We start from the raw sequence: 19,440 nt of genomic DNA on the forward strand, positions 1-19,440 counted from the left end.
TCCTCAGCCACCGAACAGGCGCGAGAGCAGACTGCGATCCTGCGCGCTCGGCCCCTCGAGCCGCATCGGGGAATCGCCGCCGGGCGCATGGCGCGTGCCGGCTGGCTGCTGCGCCACCGGCATGCCATTGCCGACCCCCGGCCAGCCGCCTTCATTGAGGCCCGGCAGCAGCTGCGGCGGAACCTTGCCATGGGCCTCGCGCATGAAGCTGGCCCAGAGTTCGGCCGGAAGGCCGGAACCCGTGACCTTCTTCATCAGGTCGCCTTCGTCGTTGCCCACCCAGAAGCCCGCGACGAGATGCGCCGTGTACCCCAAGAACCACGCATCCTTGTGTTCCTGCGTGGTGCCGGTCTTGCCGGCGGCCTGCCAGCCCGGCAGATCCGATTTGCGGGCGGTGCCGGAAACCAGCGTCTCGCGCATCATGCGGTTCAGCGCGCCGATGGTTGCCGGCTCGGCAACCTGGCCCAGATTCTGCGGCTGGCGCCGGTAGATCAGCGTGCCATCGGTCCCCTTCACCTCGATGATCGCATGCGGAATGACCCCCGTGCCGCCATTCGCGAAGGCGGCATAGGCTGTGGTCATTTCTATTGGCGTGACTTCCGAGGTGCCGAGCGCCAGCGACGCATCTGCCCGGAGGCCCGACGAAATGCCGAGCCTCTGCGCCGTGCGCACCACCGTGCGCGGTCCGATCTCCATGATGAGCTTGGCCGGAATGGTGTTCAGAGACATCGCAAGCGCCTGCTGGAGGGTCACGTTGCCGAAATATTCGCGCGTGTAGTTCTCCGGCTTCCAGCCCTTGATGTTCACCGGGCCATCCTCGCGGATGGTATCCGGCGTGAGGCCTTTCTCGAGGGCCGCGAGGTAGACGAAGGGCTTGAAGCTGGAACCCGGCTGGCGGCGCGCCATCACCGCGCGGTTGAACTGGCTCTGCGCGTAATCACGTCCACCGACCAGCGCGCGCACCGCGCCATCGGGGCTCATCGCGACCATCGCGATCTGGTCGACATTCAACTTCAGGCGCTTCTGCTCGAATTCGGTGGCGACCACCTTCTCGGCAAGGCCCTGCAGGCGCGGGTCGATCGTGGTCTTCACCACGATGTCGCGGTCGATGGTGCCGATATGGTCATCGAGCACGTCCATCACCCAGTCGGCGACATAATTGCCGGCGCCGGGCCGCGCCCTCTTGCGCGCTTCGGTGGTGTTTGTCCTGGCGAGCTTCACCATCTCCGGCGTCGCATGGCCCTGTTCCACCATCTTGGCGAGCACAAGGGCGGCGCGTTCGGCAGCGCCCTCCGGGTTGCGGTTCGGCGCCAGGCGCGACGGGCTCTGCACGAGGCCGGCGAGCACGGCCGCCTCGCCGAGGGTGAGCGCCCGGGCGCTCTTGCCGAAATAGCGCTGCGAGGCCGCTTCCACGCCATAGGCGCCGGAGCCGAAATAGACGCGGTTCATGTAGAGTTCGAGGATCTGGTCCTTCGAATAGTTCCGCTCCAGCCAGATCGACAGCAGGGCTTCCTGGATCTTGCGGCTGAGCGTGCGCTCCTGCGTGAGGAAGAGGTTCTTCGCGAGCTGCTGGGTAAGGGTGGAGCCCCCCTCCGCCGCGCGGCCCGAACTCGCGTTGCGCACCACGGCGCGCGCGAGACCCACGGGATCGATGCCGAAATGCGAGTAGAAGCGCCGGTCCTCGATGGAAACGAAGGCCATCGGCAGGTAGCGCGGCAATTCACCGAAGGGCACGTTGGCGCCGCCGGTTTCGCCCCGGTTGGCGATGAGCGTGCCATCCGCCGCGAGGATCGCCACGTTGGGCGGGCGCTTCGGCACCGCGAGCTGATCGATCGGCGGCAATTTCATCGCGAAATAACCAATGATGCCGGCGAGCGCGATGGCGCCCCAGAGCGCGAGTGTCAGGCTCCAGTAGAAGATCGTGCCGAAAAAGCCGCGTCGACCCTTGCCCCGGCGATGCCGGTCGCGACCACGGCGCGGCGGCTCGTGATCAGCGGGAGGCTCGGGACGACGGCTTGTCCGGCGGTCACGATCCTCCGGTGCGAGCCGAAGCTCGCTCGAGGCATAGCCGCCATCATCATCGAAGCGCGGTTCGCGCCGCGAACCGCCTGTCCGCCCTCTGGCCATATCCGGACCTTGAGCCCCCGCCTTCCAAGCCTCTTCGAACGGAAGAAGCCGACGGTCCGAAATGCTGGGACAATCAGCTTAACCTCTCGTTAATCCCGAGAAACCAAAAATCAAACTAGGTCCGAATTGCGGCCATTTCTGGGGCGAGCAACGAGAACTTCACCTCAGCGCTGATGGTTGCGGAGGGCGGTGATGGTCGTGGTCGGGGTGATGGCCTCAGGGTCAATCAGTAGGTGCAGGATCGCCGGCTTGCCGGAGGCGCGGGCCCGCTCGAAAGCCGGAATGAACTCCGCCGTGCGCTCCACCCGCTCGCCATGCCCGCCGAAGGCCCGCGCATAGGCCGCGAAATCGGGGTTCTTCAATTCGGTCGCGGAGACGCGGCCAGGAAATTCCCGCTCCTGATGCATGCGGATGGTGCCATACATCCGGTTGTCGATGACGAGCACGATGATCGGAAGATCATATTGCACGGCGGTGGCGAAATCCTGCCCGTTCATCAGGAAGCAGCCGTCGCCGGCAAAAGCGACCACCGTCTTTTCCGGAAAGGCGCGCTTCACGCCCACGGCCGCCGGCACGCCATAGCCCATGGAGCCAGAAGTCGGCGCTGCCTGCGTCGCGTAACCGTTGAACATGTAATAGCGGTGGAGCCAGGTCGCATAGTTGCCCGCGCCGTTGCAGAGCACGGAATCCGCCGGGAGATGATCGCGCAGATAGGCCATCACCGGGCCCATCTGAAGCGTGCCGGGAATGTTCGTCGGCACCTCGGTCCATTTGCGATATTCCGCATGAAGGCCGGCCCGGGCCTCCGCCCAGGGCCTTTCTCCGGGCGGCTGAAGCGTCTGCAAGGCCGCGGCGAAGGCTTCCATACTCGCATGGATTGGCAGCTTTGTCGCATAGACGCGGCCGAGTTCATCCGAGCCTGCATGGACATGGATGAGCCTTTCGCCATCGCCCGGAATGTCCAGCAGCGAATAACCCTGCGAAGGCATCTCGCCGAGGCGCGCGCCAATCGCGAGGATAAGATCCGCCTCCCGGATGTATTTCAGCAGCGGTGGATTGGGTCCGATACCGAGATTGCCGACATATTGGCCGTGCCGCTCGGGGAAGATCATCTGCCGGCGGAAGGAATTCGAGACCGGCAGGTCGAAGGCCTCGGCAAAGCGCACGAGGCGATCCACCGCCTGCTGGCTCCAGCCGGTGCCGCCCGTGATGACGATCGGCCTCTTCGCGGCCCAGAGCCGCTTCTGGAGCTGCGCCATCTGCGAGAGCGACGGGTGCGTCTCGAGCGGCTCCACGAAAGGCGCATCGGCGACCGCCGCCATCTCGGTCAGCATGTCCTCCGGCAGCGCGATCACCACCGGGCCCTTGCGGCCGGACATCGCGACATGGAAGGCACGATGGATGATCTCGGGGATGCGCCGCGCATCGTCGATCTCGGTGGTCCATTTGGTCATGGAGCCGAAGACATCGCGGTAATCGAGCTCCTGGAACGCGCCGCGCTCGCGCGCCGAACGCTCGATCTGCCCCACGAACAGGATCACCGGAATGGAATCCTGATGCGCGATATGGATCGCCGGCGCGGCGTTCAGCGCGCCCGGCCCACGCGTCACGAACGAGATGCCCGGCCGGCCCGTGAGGCGCCCCACGGCATCGGCCATCATGCAGGCCCCGCCCTCCTGCCGGCAGACCGTGACGCGGATCGCGGCATCATGCAGGCTGTCGAGCACCGCGAGGTAGCTCTCGCCGGGCACGCAGAAGATGTCGGTCACCTGCTGGCGGATGAGTTGCGCCACGAGAATATCGGCGGCGCGGCGGGGAGCGATGGCAATCATGATCAGCCCTGTCTGCGGGAGTTCCAGTTCGGATCAGCAAGGATTTCGGCCTTATGCTGCCCGAGGCCGGGCGCGTGGCGCGGCGAGACCTGCGGTTCCCCGTCGAGCACGATGGCGGATCGCACGGACGGCACCGCGCCCGCCTCGGCCTCCGGGTTCGCAAGATTCACGCGCACCCCGCGATGGATGACGTGCGGGTCGGCGAAGACCTCGCCGAGATCGTTGATCGGCCCGGCCGGCACGCCCACCGCTTCGAGCCGCGCGAGCATCTCGGCCTTCGGGATTTTCGCCGTCAGCGCGGAGATCAACGGCACGAGGGTCGCGCGCTTCTCCACACGGCTGCGATTCGTCGCGTAATCCGGGTTTGTGGCGAGAACTTCGCCGCCGATCGCCGTGCAGAGCTTGCGATATTGTCCGTCATTGCCGCTCGCGATGATGATGTAGCCATCCGCGACCGGAAACACCTCGTAAGGAACGATGTTCGGGTGCGCATTGCCGAGCCGCTTCGGGGTCTTGCCCGAGACGAGATAGTTCAGCGCCTGGTTGCCGAGCACCGCGATCTGGCTGTCGAGCAAAGCACAATCGATCGTCGCGCCCTCGCCGGTTGAATCGCGACGGCGCAGGGCGGCGAGGATCGCCACGCTCGCATACATCCCGGTGAAGATATCCGCGGTCGCATAGCCGGCCTTGGTCGGCTGTCCCTCGGGCTGGCCGGTGATATCCATCGCGCCCGCCATGCCCTGGATAAGGAAATCGTAGCCCGCTCGGTTCGCATAGGGCCCATCCTGCCCGAAACCGGTGATGGAGGCGTAGATCAGCGAGGGTTTCAGCTTGCGCAGGCTCTCCGCATCAAGCCCGTATTTCACGAGGCCCCCGACCTTGAAATTCTCGACGACGACATCCGCCGCGAGCACGAGATCGCGGATCATCGCGATATCCTCGGCGCTTTCGAAATCCGCCTCGATCGAGCGCTTTCCCCGGTTGCAGGCATGGAAATAGGCCGCGCCGAGGTCGCCGCCGCCGGCCTTTGCCACGAAGGGCGGGCCCCATGTGCGCGTATCGTCGCCCGCGCCCTTGCGCTCCACCTTCACGACATCCGCCCCGAGATCGGCCAGCGTCTGCCCCACCCAGGGCCCGGCAAGAATGCGCGCGAGTTCGAGAACCTTCAATCCCTCAAGCGGCCTGGTCATCGGCATCCCCGGTTTCGGTGTCGTTCCCGTCGGTGGACCACAAGCTGCCGAGCGCCGCAAGCAGCACGATCTGCGCGGCATAGATTTCAAGGCTGTGCCGCCCGCAGAACCGCAAGGCCCGTCGCAGGCCCGAGGGGGGTTGAATGATTGAATCCCCGCGCCGGAAATCCCACAGGATCATCGCGATGGCGGCGAGCCCCAGCACCATGAAAACCGTGTTCGGCAGGCCGAAACCATAATCCCGCTGCTCCACCATGGCATAGATCACGAAGGCGACGAGCCCCGCAAGGTCGCGCAAGGGCGAAAAGGAAGCATCGGCGATCGCCTTGCGATGCATCAGCCCGAAAGCCGCGAAAAGCCAGCCCTCCGCACCATATTCGAGCCATGGATTGACGAGCGGCAACAGCAGGGCACAGCCCAGCAGCAGCAATGCCAGCCGCAGGAAGCTGCGCGCCAGGAAACGTTCCACGAGTGGCAGAGCGAGGCGGATGGCCGCGAAATTGAAGAGAATGTTGAGCTGCACATCCTCGAGCGAGCCGAGCCAGAGATAATCAATGCCCGTGAGCAATATGCCGAGCGCCGGCCAGCTCCACGGAACATCCCGCGTGCGGGCGAAGCCGATGAGAAAGAAGAAGATCGGCACGCCGAGACGGCCGATGACACGCAGGATCCCCCAGTCATCCGCGAGGAAATGCCCGACATGGTCGACCACAATGAGCAGAAGTGCGGTGGCCTTCAGCACATCGGTCGTTGTCAACGGCGGAGCGGGAAGGCGAGGTTCGGCCGTGGTCACGCGCGATTTTCCGCAAAAAACTTCCCCGAGAGAGCCCGGCTCGGCCTCCCCTGTCAATCGACAAAGCGGAATGAACCCACGCTGACGTATCCCCCTCAGAGCGGACTCCGAGCTGATCCGGTCAGCTCGGAAAATGCTCGAGCTCGGGCTTCCTTCGACGCACAGGATCATCCACCCTGCCAGAGGCGGCGCAGCGGGTCTCGCGATCCGGGAAATCCGGGCGCGGGGCGTGATGACACGGGTTCTCGGCTCTCCGGCGGAGCCCTCCGGGCTGATCGAAGCCATGCGCGGGCGGGCAAACTTCGGCATGCCGGTCTTCTGGCCGGGGAAAACCGGGCCCATCGCCACGCGCTTCATCAACGGCCACGAGCGCCTCCAGCCGGTGCAACGCGCCGGGAAACAAGGCGGCGAATGGCCGCCTGGATCGTCGAGGCGCGGGAGGACCGGGCGGCGTGACGCTGCTTCGCCCTACTCGGAAATATCGAAGGATACACCCTGCGCCAAAGGCAGGGCGTTGCCGTAATTGATGGTGTTGGTGGCCCGGCGCATATAGGCCTTCCAGCTGTCCGAGCCCGCCTCGCGCCCGCCGCCGGTTTCCTTCTCGCCGCCGAACGCGCCGCCGATCTCGGCACCGGAGGGACCGATATTCACATTCGCGATGCCGCAATCCGAGCCTGTCGCCGAGATGAACAGCTCCGCCTCGCGGATGTCCCGCGTGAAGACCGAAGAGGAAAGCCCCGCGCCCACCGCATTGTTGAGCGCGATGGCCTCCACGAAATCATCATAGGGCAGCACATAGAGGATGGGCGCGAAGGTCTCGCGCAGCATCGGGCCTTCCTGTGCCTTCATCTCCACCAGAGCGGGGCGGGCGTAGAAGGCCTTGGCCGGCATGCCGCTGGCGAGGCCGCCGCCGGTGATCTCGGCACCGAGCGCGCGGGCGTCAATCAGCGCCGCTTCCATCGCGCGATAGGCGGCTTCGTCGATCAGCGGGCCGATGAGCGTCCCGGCCGCGCGCGGATCACCGATCGTCGCGGAACCCCAGACCTTCTTCAGGCGAGGCACGAGCGTCTCATAGACCGAGCGATGCACGAACAGCCGGCGCAACGTGGTGCAGCGCTGGCCTGCCGTGCCCATGGCCGCGAAGGCGACCCCCCTGAGCGCAAGATCGAGATCGGCCGTCGGCGCGATGATCGCGGCATTGTTGCCGCCGAGTTCCAGCAATGCCCGGCCGAAGCGCTCGGCGACCTTGGGGCCAACGCGCCTGCCCATGGCGGTCGAGCCCGTGGCCGAGATGAGCGGCACACGATGATCGGCCACAAGAATCTCACCGATCCGCCCGTCTCCGATCAGCAGTTCGGAGAGGCCATCGGGGATTTCGCCATTGCCGGCCTCCTCGAAGGCCGCCGCCGCGCGCATCAGGATCGCCTGCACGGCGAGCGCGGTCAGCGGGGTCTTCTCCGAGGGCTTCCAGATGACGCTGTCGCCGCAGACAAGGGCAAGCGCCGCATTCCAGCTCCATACTGCGACGGGGAAGTTGAAGGCGGAAATCACGCCCACCGGCCCGAGAGGATGCCAGGTTTCCATCATCCGGTGGTTCGGACGCTCGGTGGCGATGGTGAGGCCGTGAAGCTGGCGGGAGAGGCCGACCGCAAAGTCGCAGATATCGATCATCTCCTGCACTTCGCCCAAGCCCTCGGAGGTGATCTTGCCGGCTTCCAGCGTCACGAGGCGGCCGAGTTCGGCTTTCGCCTCGCGCAGCTCCTGCCCGAACAGGCGCACGAATTCGCCGCGTTTCGGGGCGGGCACCTGCCGCCAGGCATGGAAGGCGTTCACGGAGCGGGCGATGGCCGCTTCAGCTTCCCCGGGCGCGGTGTCGCGCAACTGGGCGATCTCCTCCCCGGTGATCGGTGAGCGCACGATGCGGCTGCCACCCGAGAGCGTGGCGCGCGGCACGCCGAAGCCTTCGAGCAGCGTGAGCGCTTCCTCTTGCGGCGTGGAGAGAATCGACGCGAAAGTCTTGCCCAGGAGATTCATCGGTTTCATTCCGTGGATGGGCGCGCCGAAGACCGGGCGCGTTGCAGGATCGGTTGTCAAGCTAGCGAAGCTTTGTGGCGGTTGCGAGGGCGGCGGGAAGACGAATGGCAGAGAATCATGACGTGGTTATCGCCGGCGGGGCGGTGACCGGCTCCTCAACCGCCTGGCATCTTGCCGCGCATCCCGGCTTTTCCGGCCGCATCCTCGTGGTCGAGCCGGACATGACTTATCAGCGTTCGGCCTCGGCCCTCTCGGCCGGGTCCATCCGGCAGCAATTCAGCCAGCCGGTGAACATCGCGATCTCGCTCCATGGAATTGGGTTTCTGCGTGCCATCGGCGAGATCCTCGCCGTGGAAAGTGACCGCCCGAATGTGGGCCTGCACGAGGGTGGCTATCTTTATCTCGGCGAGGAAGCCCATCGCGAAGGCTTCACCGCGAACAACGCCATCCAGCGGGAGATGGGCGCCGATATCGCGCTGCTGGATGCGGCCGAACTGAAGCTGACCTTCCCATGGCTCGAGACATCCGACCTCGCCATCGGCTCCTACGGGGTTTCGGGCGAAGGCTGGTTCGATGGCTATGGACTGATGCAGGCCTTTCGCGCGAAGGCGCGATCGCTCGGCGTCGAATATCGCAAGGGGCGGGTCATGGGTGTAGAAATCGCGAGCGGTCGCGTGACAGGCGTGACCCTCGAGGATGGCAGCCGCATCGGTTGCGCCGCGCTGGTCAATGCCGCCGGCGCCTCCGGCGCGCGCGCACTTTCGGCCGAGATGGGTTTTCCCGTGCCGATCTACGCGAAGAAGCGCAGCGTTTTCAGCTTTTCCTGCAAGGAGGCCTTGCCGCGCCATCCACTCATCATCGACAAATCAGGCGTGTGGTGGCGGCCCGAGGGCGAGGGCTATATCACCGGCTATTCACCGGATGACCTCGATGAAACCGATCACTCAACCGATTTCGAGGTGGATTGGGCGCTGTTCGAAGAAGTGATCTGGCCCGCGCTCGCCACGCGCATCCCCGCCTTCGAGGCGATCCGTCCGGGACGCGCCTGGGCCGGGCATTACGACATGAACCTGCTCGACCACAACGCGCTGGTGGGCAGGGTGCCGGGCCTCGCCAATGGCTTCATCGCCTGTGGTTTCTCCGGCCATGGGTTGCAACAATCCCCCGCTTTGGGGCGCGGATTGGCCGAACTCATCACGGAGGGGCGCTACACCAGCCTCGACCTCGCGGATCTTTCCCCGGAGCGGGTGCTCACCAGCACCCCGCTGCTGGAGCGGAACGTGATCTAGAGCGCAAACCGATCTGATTGAATCAGAGCTGGTGCTCTATCTTCTTGTTTTCGCATCCGCTTTTTCCGCCAACCGGTATCCACTTGGCGGGCGGATGCTCTAGAGCATTTTCAAGCGAAGTGGGAACCGGTTCGCGTGAAGAAAATGCGATAAACAAAAAGATGGAGCATTTTCAAGCGAAGCATGCCCCTGCGAAGGCGGGGGTGGGAACCGGTTCGCGCCAAGAAAATGCGATCAAGCACAGAAGCATTTTCTTCGACCAACCGGTATCCACTTGGCGGGTGGATGCGCTAGGCTGTCAGCGTGCGCCGCACGGCGTCCTTCCAAAGGGCGAGGCGCTTGAGGCGCGTCTCCTGCGGCATGGCGGGCGTGAAGCGACGATCGAGCGCCCAGCTTTTCGCGAATTCCGCCTCTTCCGGATAAATCCCGCTCGCGAGCCCCGCGAGATAGGCAGCACCGAGCGCCGTGGTCTCCAGCACCTTCGGCCGATCCACCGCCGCGCCGAGCAAATCCGCAAGGCGCTGCATGGTCCAGTCGCTCGCGGTCATGCCGCCATCGACGCGCAGGACCGTTTCCGCGCCGCGCCCGGCCCAATCCGAATGCATCGCCTCAAGGAGGTCGGCGGTCTGGAAGGCCACGCTTTCGAGCGCCGCGCGGGCGAATTCCGCCGGGCCGGAACTGCGCGTGAGGCCGTAGATCGCCCCGCGCGCCTCGGCATCCCAATAGGGCGCGCCGAGGCCCACGAAAGCGGGCACGAGAATCACATCCTGTGTCTCGTCCGCCTGTTCCGCGAGGTCACCGGTATCGCTCGCGTTTTGGATGATCTTCAGGCCATCGCGCAGCCATTGCACGGCCGCGCCCGCGATGAAGATCGAGCCTTCGAGCGCATAAAGCCGCTTGCCGGCGAGTTGATAGGCCACGGTTGTCAGCAGGCGATTGCGCGAGGGCACTGGCTCCGTGCCGGTATTCAGCAGCGCGAAGCAGCCCGTGCCATAGGTCGATTTCATCATGCCCGGCGAGAAGCAGGCCTGCCCCACGAGTGCTGCCTGCTGGTCACCCGCGACACCGCGGATGGGAACCGGCCGCCCGAGAATCGCGGGATCGGTTTCGCCGAAATTGCCGGCGCAATCGCGGATCTCCGGAAGGAGGCTCGCGGGGATATCGAAGAGCCGCAGCATCTCCGGGTCCCACAGGCCGGTGCGCAGGTCCATCAGCAAGGTGCGCGAGGCATTGGTGGCATCGGTGGCATGGACCTTGCCGCCCGTGAGCCGCCAGATGAGGAAGCAATCGATCGTGCCGCAGGCGAGCTTGCCGGCCTTCGCAGCGGCCCGCGCTCCGGGCACATGCTCCAGCAACCAGGCGATCTTGGTGGCGGAGAAATAGGGGTCGAGCCGAAGCCCCGTACGGTTCGAGACGAACGGCTCAAGCCCCCTGCCGCGCAGATCCGCGCATATCTCGGCCGTGCGTCGATCCTGCCAGACCAGGGCGTGATGGATCGGCTTTCCGGTCTCCCGGTCCCAGATGAGAACCGTTTCGCGCTGATTCGTGATGCCGATCGCGACAGGTTGCGCATCGCCCTTCGCGATCGCCTCGCGCATGGTCGCGAGAACCGTCTGCCAGATTTCCTCGGCATCGTGTTCGACATGGCCGGAGGCCGGAAAGATCTGGCGGAATTCCTGCTGCCCCGTCGCGACCGGTTTCAGCGCCGCATCGAAGAGGATGGCCCGGCTCGATGTCGTGCCCTGATCAATCGCGAGCACGTGCCCCTTGCCTTGGCCTTCCATGGTCATCCCCCGATGGTCCTGCTGTTTTTCGACAGAGAAGCCGGTCGTCCGAACAATTTCAAGCGAGGGGCGAAAACAGAGGCGATTTGCAGTTTTCTGCATGGGGGTATTGCACAAAATGCAGGTCAAGACGGATCGACTCTTGGCCCCGCTTCCCGGAAGACCGGGGGCAAGGGGCCCCGTGGTTCGCTGGCGAAATGCCTGGGGGGTGCGGGGAAATGTTTCGGAAAGTCGCGGGGTTCTGCCGATGCCCATTCGTCGCCTTCTGGTCGCCAATCGCAGCGAGATCGCCATCCGGGTTTTCCGGGCCGCAACCGAGCTCGGCATTCGCACGATCGCGATCTACGCGGAGGAGGACAAGCTCTCCCTCCACCGCTTCAAGGCGGATGAGGCCTATCTCATCGGGCGCGGGCCCCATCTAGCGAAGCCACTTGGCCCGCTGGAGGCCTATCTCTCGATCGCCGAGGTGATCCGCGTCGCGAAGGAAGCCGGGGCGGATGCGATCCATCCTGGCTATGGCTTCCTCTCGGAAAGCCCGGAATTCGCCGAGGCCTGCGCCGAAGCGGGCATCACCTTCATCGGCCCCTCGCCGGAAACCCTGCGCGCGCTTGGCAACAAGGTCGATGCGCGCAATCTCGCGGCTTCGGTGAGCGTGCCGGTGATGCCGGCGACGCCGCCCCTGCCGGATGACGCCGATGAGGTGAAGCGCCTCGCGGCCGAGATCGGCTATCCCGTGATGCTCAAGGCGAGCTGGGGCGGCGGCGGTCGCGGCATGCGCGCCATCGAGAACGAGGAACAGCTTCTCGATGCGGTCTTCACCGCCAAGCGCGAGGCCCGCGCCGCCTTCGGCAAGGATGAGGTCTATCTCGAAAAGCTGGTGCGCCGCGCGCGCCATGTGGAAGTGCAGATCCTGGGGGATCGGCATGGCACCATCGTGCATCTCTTCGAGCGTGATTGCTCCATCCAGCGCCGCAACCAGAAGGTCATCGAAAGGGCACCCGCCCCCTACCTTTCGCCCCAGCAGCGCGAGGCCTTCTGCCGGGCGGCGCTCCGCATCGGCCATGCCACGCATTATGTCGGCGCCGGAACGGTCGAGTTCCTGATGGATGCCGATAACGGCAAGTTCTATTTCATCGAGGTCAATCCGCGCATTCAGGTCGAGCATACCGTGACGGAAGTCGTCACCGGGCTCGATCTCGTAAAGGCGCAGATCCGCATCCTCGATGGCGCGGCGATCGGCAAGCGCGAGGCGGATGGCACGTTGCGCTCAGGCATTCCGTCGCAGGGCGAGATCACGCTCAACGGCCACGCGCTGCAATGCCGCATCACCACCGAGAACCCGGAAAACAACTTCATCCCGGATTACGGGCGCATCACGGCCTATCGCGGCGCGATGGGCTTCGGCATCCGCGTGGATGGCGGCACAGCCTATTCCGGCGCGGTGGTCACGCGATTCTACGATCCCATGCTCGAGAAGGTCATCGCCTGGGCTGCGACGCCGGGCGAGGCCATCGCCCGCATGGATCGCGCCCTTCGCGAATATCGCATCCGCGGCGTGGCCACGAACCTCACCTTCCTCGAGGCGGTGCTGGGCCACCCGAATTTCCACTCGAACGCATATACCACGCGCTTCATCGACGAGACGCCGGAGCTCTTCCAGCAGCCGCGCCGGAAGGACCGCGCGACCAAGCTCCTGACCTATATCGCCGACGTCACCGTGAACGGTCACCCGGAAACGCGCGACCGGCCGAAGCCGCTGGCCCATGCGCGCGAGCCCGTGCCGCCGCTCTTCGCGAATGAGCCTGTTCTGGGCACGCGCCAGAAGCTGGAACAGCTCGGCCCCGAGGGTTTCGCGGAATGGATGCGTGGCGAGCGCCGCGTGCTCCTCACCGACACCACCATGCGTGATGCTCACCAGAGCCTGCTCGCGACGCGCATGCGCACGCATGATCTCGCAGCCATCGCGCCGGCCTATGCGCGGGGGCTGCCGCAACTCTTCAGCCTGGAATGCTGGGGCGGAGCGACCTTCGACGTCTCCATGCGGTTCCTGCAGGAAGACCCCTGGGAGCGCCTGCGCCTTATTCGTGAACAGGTGCCGAATATCCTGCTGCAGATGCTGCTGCGCGGCGCCAATGGCGTGGGCTACACGAATTACCCGGATAACGTGGTGCGCGATTTCATCGATCGCGCCGCCGGGAACGGGGCCGATCTCTTCCGCATCTTCGATTGCCTGAACTGGGTCGAGAACATGCGCGTGGCGATTGACCAGGTCCGCCGCGCGGGCAAGCTTGCCGAGGGCGCGATCTGCTACACGGGCGACATTCTCGACCCTGCCCGCGCCAAATATCCGCTGAAATACTATGTGGATCTCGCGCGCGATCTCGAGAAGGCCGGGTGCCATATTCTCGGCATCAAGGACATGGCGGGCCTGCTGAAGCCTGCCGCCGCACGCCTGCTGGTGAAGACCCTGAAGGAAGAAATCGGCCTGCCGATCCATTTCCACACGCATGACACTTCCGGCATCGGCGCGGCCTCGATCCTCGCGGCGGTGGAAGCGGGTGTCGATGCCGTGGATTGCGCGATGGATGCGATGAGCGGCACGACTTCGCAGGTCTGCCTCGGCTCGATCGTGGAAGCCCTCGCGATGACCACGCGCGGCACGGGGCTCGACCCCGAGGCCATCCGCCAGATCTCATTCTACTGGGAGGCCGTCCGCAACCAGTATGCTGCCTTCGAGAGCGACCTGAAATGCGGCGCTTCGGAAGTCTATCTCCACGAGATGCCTGGTGGGCAATTCACGAACCTGAAAGAGCAGGCCCGCAGCCTCGGTCTGGAAACGCGCTGGCACGAGGTCGCCAAGGCCTATCGGGCCGCGAATGACCTCTTCGGTGATATCGTGAAGGTCACGCCCTCCTCGAAGGTCGTGGGCGATCTCGCGCTGATGATGGTGAGCCAGGGCCTTTCGGCGCAGGATATCCTCGATCCGCAGCGCGAGGTGGCCTTCCCGGCTTCGGCCATCGAGATGCTGCGCGGTGATCTGGGACAGCCGCCGGGCGGTTGGCCCGCGGCGCTGCAGAAGAAGGCGCTGAAGGGCGAGAAGCCCATCACCGCGCGGCCCGGCTCGCTGATCGAACCCGTGGATCTCGACGCCCGCAAGCTGGAGATCGAGAAGAAACTGGGGCGGCTGATCACCGACGAGGAACTCGCCTCCGCGCTGATGTATCCGAAGGTCTTCGCGGATTTCGCGGTCGTCGCCGAGAAATACGGCCCGGTTTCCGTGCTGCCGACGCCCGTTTTCTTCTACGGCATGCAGCCCGGCGACGAGATCACGCTGGAAATCGAGCGCGGCAAGGCGATCGTTATCCGGTTGCAGACCCTCGGTGCCACCGATGACGATGGCAATGTGAAGGTGTTCTTCGAACTCAACGGCCAGCCGCGCATCATCAAGGTGCCCAACCGCGCCATGGCCGGCCGCGTCGTCACGCGGCGCAAGGCGGAGGAAGGCAACACGAAGCACGTGGCCGCGCCCATGCCGGGCTCGGTTTCGTCCATCGCCGTGGCCGAGGGCCAGCCGGTGAAGGCGGGCGACGTGCTGCTGACCCTTGAAGCCATGAAGATGGAAACCGCGATACACGCCGCGCAGGATTGCATCATTGGCGAGATCGCGGTCAAACCCGGCGCGCAGGTGGATGCGAAGGACCTGCTCATCGTGCTCGGCTGAGATGTCTTTTCCGGTTGACATCCCGGCCTGAAACCGGTCCCTCCGTCAGGGAGAGGGCGGAAGGGGCGAAGGTGGAATGGCCATCGTGGCGCGAGGTTTGGCGGCGGATCTGGGCCGGCGCGAGGCGGAGGGTCGTCCAGTGCGGGTCGCGGTCATCGGCTGCGGCGAGATGGGCACCGATCTCGTGACGCAGATCGCGCGGATGAAGGGCATCCGTGTCGCGGGCATTGCCGATCGGCGTGGCACCAACGCCATCGAGGCCATCCGTATCGCGCGCCTTCCGGCGGAAATGGCCGCGCCCGTGGAGGGCCTTCCCGCGCTTGACGCTGCGATCGAGGCTGGCCGCATCGGAATCGTGGATGATGCGCATCTCCTGCTGCGCTCCGGCCAGATCGATGTGGTGATCGACGCGACGGGGCGCCCCACGGCCGGCGCCGAGATCGGGCTCGCCACCATTCGCGCCGGCAAGCATCTGGTGATGATGAATGTCGAGGCCGATGTGACGATCGGGCCTTACCTGCGCCGTGAGGCGGATAAAGCCGGCCTCGTCTACACCATCGGCGCGGGCGACGAGCCCACGGCCACGATGGAACTCATCGAGTTCTGCACGGCCCTGGGCTTCCCCATCATCGCGGCGGGCAAGGGCAAGAACAACGCCTTCAACCCCTATGCCGTGCCGGATGATTATCGCGCCGAGGCCGAACGGCGGAACATGAACCCGCGCATGCTCGTGGAATTCGTGGATGGATCGAAGACCATGGTGGAAATGGCGACCATCGCCAATGCCACCGGCCTCCTGATCGACAAGCCGGGCATGCACGGCCCGATGGCGACGCTGGAGACCCTCGCGGATGTGTTCCGGCCCGTCGGCGAAGGCGGCATCCTCACCCGCAAGGGCGTGGTGGATTTCACGCTCGGCAAGGGTGTCGCGCCGGGCGTCTTCGTGGTGGTGGAACTCGATCACCCGCGGCTCTGCGAGCGCATGCACGACCTGAAGATGGGCGGCGAGGGGCCCTATTATTCCTTCTACCGCCCGCACCATCTCACGAGCCTCGAAGTGCCGCTTTCGGCCGCGCGCGCGGTGATCCACGGCATGGCGGACATGGTGCCGCTCGACCGGCCTATCGTCGAAGTCTGCGCGCTGGCCAAGCGCGACCTCAAGCCCGGCGATCGGCTCGATGCCATCGGCGAGACCTGCTACCGCTCCTATGCCGTGATGGCGGAGGAAGCACGCGCCCTGCGCGCCTGGCCCGTGGGTCTGCTCGACAAGGGTGTCGTCACCGCGCCCATCGCGAAGGATAGCCTGATCACGCGGGATGCGGTCGAGATTGACCGGGATACAACCCTCGCCCGGTTGCGGCGCGACATGGAAATCAGCCTCTGGGAGGCGACGGCATGACGTTCCTGCCGCCAGGCGTGGATGCCTTCACCGCCACGCTGCTGATCGTGATTTCCTTCTTCACCTCGGCCCTCACCGCCGCTTTCGGCATTGGTGGCGGCGTTGCGATGCTCGGCGCGCTGGCGGGCACCGTGCCGCCGGCCGTTATCCTGGCGGTGCATGGCCTCGTGCAACTGGGCTCGAACATGGGTCGCGCCTTCATCCAGAAGGATCATGCGAACTGGCGCCTGTTCTGGCTCTTCATGGTCGGCGCGGTGATCGGCGTGGCGCTGGGCGCCTGGCTGTTCCGCGCGATGCCCGAGCACGTGCTGCTGGCGATGCTCGGCTTGTTCATTCTCGTCATGGTCTGGGTGCCGAAGCCCCGCATTCCGGGGCTGGATCGCGCCGGCATGGTGCTCGGCGGCGGCATTTCCTCGGTTCTCACGATGTTCGTGGGCGCGACGGGCCCGTTCATCCAGTCGCTGCTCCTGCCGCTCGGGCTGGACCGCAGGCAGATCGTCGCCACGCAGGCCGTGATGATGACCGCCCAGCACACCTTGAAGGTCGTGGCCTTTGGCTTCATCGGCATTGCGCTCGTGCCATGGCTGCCGCTGATCGCCGCCATGGTGGTCTCGGGCTTCATCGGCACGGTCATGGGCACGAAGCTGCTGGACCGCATGTCCGAGCGCTTCTTCCAGATCATGCTGAAGATCGTGCTCACGATTGTCGCGCTCGACCTTCTGCGCCGTGCCGCGGGGATCACGATCCCCGGCCAGTGAGGATCAGGTCTCCTCGCTGCCCTTCACTTCCGCTGCGCGCGGCATCTTCATGATGGAATAGCCGCTAGCGACGTAATGGATCTCGCCCGTCACGCCGCCCGAGAGCGTGGAGAGCAGGTAGAGCGCCGAACCGCCGAGTTCTTCCAGCGTGATCGGGCGCCCCAGGGGCGAATGCTTCGTCTGCCAGGCATAGGTGAAACGCGCGTCCGTGATGCCCGCCCCGGCCAGCGTGCGCACGGGGCCGGCGGAAATCGCGTTCACGCGGATGTCCTCGCGGCCGAAATCCGCGGCGAGATAGCGCACGGAGCTTTCAAGCGCGGCTTTCGCCACGCCCATCACGTTGTAGTTCGGCGACACGCGGTTGGCACCACCATAGGTCAGCGTGAGGAGCGAGCCGCCATCGGGCATCATCGCGGCGGCGCGCTTCGCGATTTCCGTGAAGGAGAAGCAGGAGATCACCATGGTGCGGGTGAAGTTCTCGCGCGTGGTATCCGCATAGCGGCCCTTCAGCTCGTTCTTGTCCGAGAAGCCGATGGCATGGACGACAAAATCGAGCTTGCCCCAGACGCGCTGGAGTTCGGCAAACACCGCATCAACCGAGGCGAGATCCTCGACATCGCAAGGCAGCACGAGGTTGGAGCCCACGCTCTCCGCCAGCGGCTTCACGCGCTTGCCGAGCGCCTCGCCCTGATAGGTGAAGGCGAGCTCCGCGCCGTGGGCCGCGAGCATCTGCGCGATCCCCCAGGCGATCGAATTCTGGTTCGCGACGCCCATGATGAGGCCGCGCTTGTTGTGCATCAAACCCTGCATGAAATTCCACCAAAACTTAGCCCGAACGGGCGCCCGAGCTTATGCGAGGGAACGAAGGCCCGCCGGGCCTTCAAGGAGTCACGCCTCCGGGTGTTTCAGCACGATCGTGGCGTTGGTGCCGCCGAAGCCGAAGGAATTGCTCATCACATGGCCGATCTTCGCGCCATCCACGCGGCTTCTCAGGATGTTCATGTCGGCCATGGCGGGGTCGATTTCCTGAATATGCGCGCTCTCGCAGAGGAAGCCGTTCTGCATCATGATGAGCGAGTAGATCGCTTCCTGCACGCCCGTCGCGCCCAGAGAATGGCCCGTGAGCGACTTGGTGGCCGAGATCGGGATGCTCGTGGCCTTTGCGCCGAACACTTCCCGCACGGCCTCGATTTCCTTGATGTCGCCCACCGGCGTCGAGGTGCCGTGCGGATTGATATAGTCGATCGGGCCCTTCACGGTGGCGAGCGCCTGCCGCATGCAGCGCACCGCCCCTTCGCCCGAGGGGGCGACCATGTCGTAGCCGTCGCTCGTGGCGCCATAGCCCACGATCTCGGCGAGGATCCTGGCGCCGCGCGCCTTCGCCATCTCGTATTCCTCGAGCACGACGACGCCCGCGCCGCCGGCGATCACGAAGCCGTCGCGGTTCTTGTCATAGGCGCGGGAAGCAGTGGAATCGTTGTAGCTCGTCGACATCGCGCCCATCGCGTCGAAGAGCACGGAAAGGGACCAGTCGAGCTCCTCGCAGCCGCCGGCGAAAATGCGATCCTGCTTGCCCCACTGGATGAGCTCGTAGGCATTGCCGATACAATGGTTCGAGGTCGCGCAGGCCGAGGAGATGGAATAGTTCACGCCCTTGATCTTGAACCAGGTCGCGAGCGTGGCGGAAGCGGTGGAGGACATGCCCTTCGGCACCGCGAAGGGGCCGACGCGCTTCGAGTTTCCGCTCTCGCGCGCCTTATCCACCGCCTCGATGAGCGCGACGGTGGACGGCCCGCCGGAGCCCATCACGATGCCCGTGCGCTCGTTGGAAATCTCGCTCTCCTCAAGCCCCGCATGGCGGATCGCCTGGTCCATCGCGATGTGATTCCAGGCCGTGCCGCCGCCATGAAAGCGCATGGCGCGGCGGTCGAGAATGGTCGAGGGGTCGAGGGTGGGCTTGCCGTAGACGCGGCTGCGGAAGCCATGCTCCTCGAACGAAGGCGAATAGGTGATGCCCGATTTCGCCTCGTAAAGCGAGGTGGTCACCTCCTGAACATCATTGCCGATCGACGAGACGATGCCCATTCCGGTCACGACGACGCGCCTCATGGCTTCGCGCTCCATGCCTGATTTCGTTGGCCTCGACATGGACCGGGAAGCGCCCCGGTGCAAGGAGAATGTGCGTGAAGAAGCCTTCCGGCCGGCTTCACGTGGGCTGGAAAAGCCCCACGCGCATGTCGGTGGTGGTGTAGATGCGCCTGCCATCGGCTTCGAGCCAGCCATCGGCGATCCCGAGCACCAGCTTGCCCTTGAAGACGCGCTTCACATCCACGCCGTAGACCACTTTCTTCACGCTCGGCAGCACCTGATCAGCGAATTTCACCTCGCCCACGCCCAAGGCGCGGCCCTTGCCCGGCAGGCCGAGCCAGCCGAGGAAGAAGCCCGTGAGCTGCCAGAGCGCATCGAGGCCGAGGCAGCCCGGCATCACCGGATCGCCCTTGAAATGGCAAGGG

13 protein-coding genes are annotated in these 19,440 nt (G+C 65.3%); 4 read left to right on the forward strand and 9 right to left on the reverse strand.

Annotated elements, in window-relative coordinates:
• Positions 1–3: 3 nt before the first annotated feature.
• The 5 genes from ACKODO_RS14340 to ACKODO_RS14360 all read right to left on the reverse strand — a co-directional run bounded on the left by ACKODO_RS14340 (position 4) and on the right by ACKODO_RS14360 (position 7,976).
• Entirely contained in the window at positions 4–2,127 is a 2,124-nt protein-coding gene (locus ACKODO_RS14340; protein WP_408984121.1) for a transglycosylase domain-containing protein, read from the reverse strand.
• Between the two features lie 164 nt (positions 2,128–2,291).
• Positions 2,292–3,959, reverse strand: a complete 1,668-nt coding sequence (locus tag ACKODO_RS14345; RefSeq protein ID WP_408984122.1) for a thiamine pyrophosphate-binding protein — start codon at positions 3,957–3,959, stop codon at positions 2,292–2,294.
• A gap of 2 nt (positions 3,960–3,961) precedes the next feature.
• On the reverse strand, positions 3,962–5,149 hold the full coding sequence (locus tag ACKODO_RS14350; protein ID WP_408984123.1) for a CaiB/BaiF CoA transferase family protein: 1,188 nt from the start codon (positions 5,147–5,149) through the stop codon (positions 3,962–3,964).
• A complete protein-coding gene (locus tag ACKODO_RS14355) occupies positions 5,133–5,942 on the reverse strand; it encodes a TraX family protein (RefSeq protein ID WP_408984124.1) in 810 nt (269 codons plus the stop codon). Before ACKODO_RS14355 ends, ACKODO_RS14350 begins: the two co-directional genes overlap by 17 nt.
• 468 nt (positions 5,943–6,410) lie before the next feature.
• Positions 6,411–7,976 (reverse strand): aldehyde dehydrogenase family protein, encoded by a 1,566-nt coding sequence (locus ACKODO_RS14360; protein WP_408984125.1) that lies wholly within the window; start codon positions 7,974–7,976, stop codon positions 6,411–6,413.
• Positions 7,977–8,080: 104 nt separating this feature from the next.
• Between ACKODO_RS14360 and ACKODO_RS14365 the strand changes: the two genes are divergently transcribed.
• Positions 8,081–9,265: an NAD(P)/FAD-dependent oxidoreductase gene (locus tag ACKODO_RS14365; RefSeq protein ID WP_408984126.1), complete on the forward strand. Its 1,185-nt coding sequence runs from the start codon at positions 8,081–8,083 to the stop codon at positions 9,263–9,265.
• Between the two features lie 290 nt (positions 9,266–9,555).
• On the opposite strand, the gene glpK is transcribed toward ACKODO_RS14365, so the two are convergent.
• Positions 9,556–11,055 (reverse strand): glycerol kinase GlpK, encoded by a 1,500-nt coding sequence (gene glpK, locus ACKODO_RS14370; protein ID WP_408984127.1) that lies wholly within the window; start codon positions 11,053–11,055, stop codon positions 9,556–9,558.
• A gap of 241 nt (positions 11,056–11,296) precedes the next feature.
• Here glpK and pyc point away from each other — a divergent pair, with 241 nt between their 5' ends.
• The 3 genes from pyc (at position 11,297) to ACKODO_RS14385 (ending at position 16,927) form a co-directional block, all read left to right on the forward strand.
• Positions 11,297–14,770, forward strand: a complete 3,474-nt coding sequence (gene pyc, locus ACKODO_RS14375) for a pyruvate carboxylase (RefSeq protein WP_408984128.1) — start codon at positions 11,297–11,299, stop codon at positions 14,768–14,770.
• A gap of 76 nt (positions 14,771–14,846) precedes the next feature.
• Positions 14,847–16,169: an NAD(P)H-dependent oxidoreductase gene (locus tag ACKODO_RS14380; RefSeq protein WP_408984129.1), complete on the forward strand. Its 1,323-nt coding sequence runs from the start codon at positions 14,847–14,849 to the stop codon at positions 16,167–16,169.
• Positions 16,166–16,927 (forward strand): sulfite exporter TauE/SafE family protein, encoded by a 762-nt coding sequence (locus ACKODO_RS14385; RefSeq protein ID WP_408984130.1) that lies wholly within the window; start codon positions 16,166–16,168, stop codon positions 16,925–16,927. The genes ACKODO_RS14380 and ACKODO_RS14385 overlap by 4 nt, the downstream gene beginning before the upstream one ends.
• A gap of 3 nt (positions 16,928–16,930) precedes the next feature.
• On the opposite strand, the gene fabI is transcribed toward ACKODO_RS14385, so the two are convergent.
• From fabI to fabA, 3 genes are all read right to left on the reverse strand, one after another.
• Positions 16,931–17,737, reverse strand: coding sequence for an enoyl-ACP reductase FabI (fabI, locus tag ACKODO_RS14390; protein ID WP_408984131.1), 807 nt, complete (start codon positions 17,735–17,737; stop codon positions 16,931–16,933).
• A 78-nt stretch (positions 17,738–17,815) separates the two neighbouring features.
• Positions 17,816–19,036 (reverse strand): beta-ketoacyl-ACP synthase I, encoded by a 1,221-nt coding sequence (fabB, locus tag ACKODO_RS14395; RefSeq protein WP_408984132.1) that lies wholly within the window; start codon positions 19,034–19,036, stop codon positions 17,816–17,818.
• A gap of 97 nt (positions 19,037–19,133) precedes the next feature.
• Positions 19,134–19,440: bifunctional 3-hydroxydecanoyl-ACP dehydratase/trans-2-decenoyl-ACP isomerase (gene fabA, locus ACKODO_RS14400; protein WP_408984133.1), on the reverse strand; the 307-nt coding region annotated here is incomplete at its 5' end.

Origin of the sequence: Rhabdaerophilum sp. (genome assembly GCF_046092605.1) — a bacterium.
Taxonomy (GTDB): domain Bacteria; phylum Pseudomonadota; class Alphaproteobacteria; order Rhizobiales; family Beijerinckiaceae; genus Rhabdaerophilum.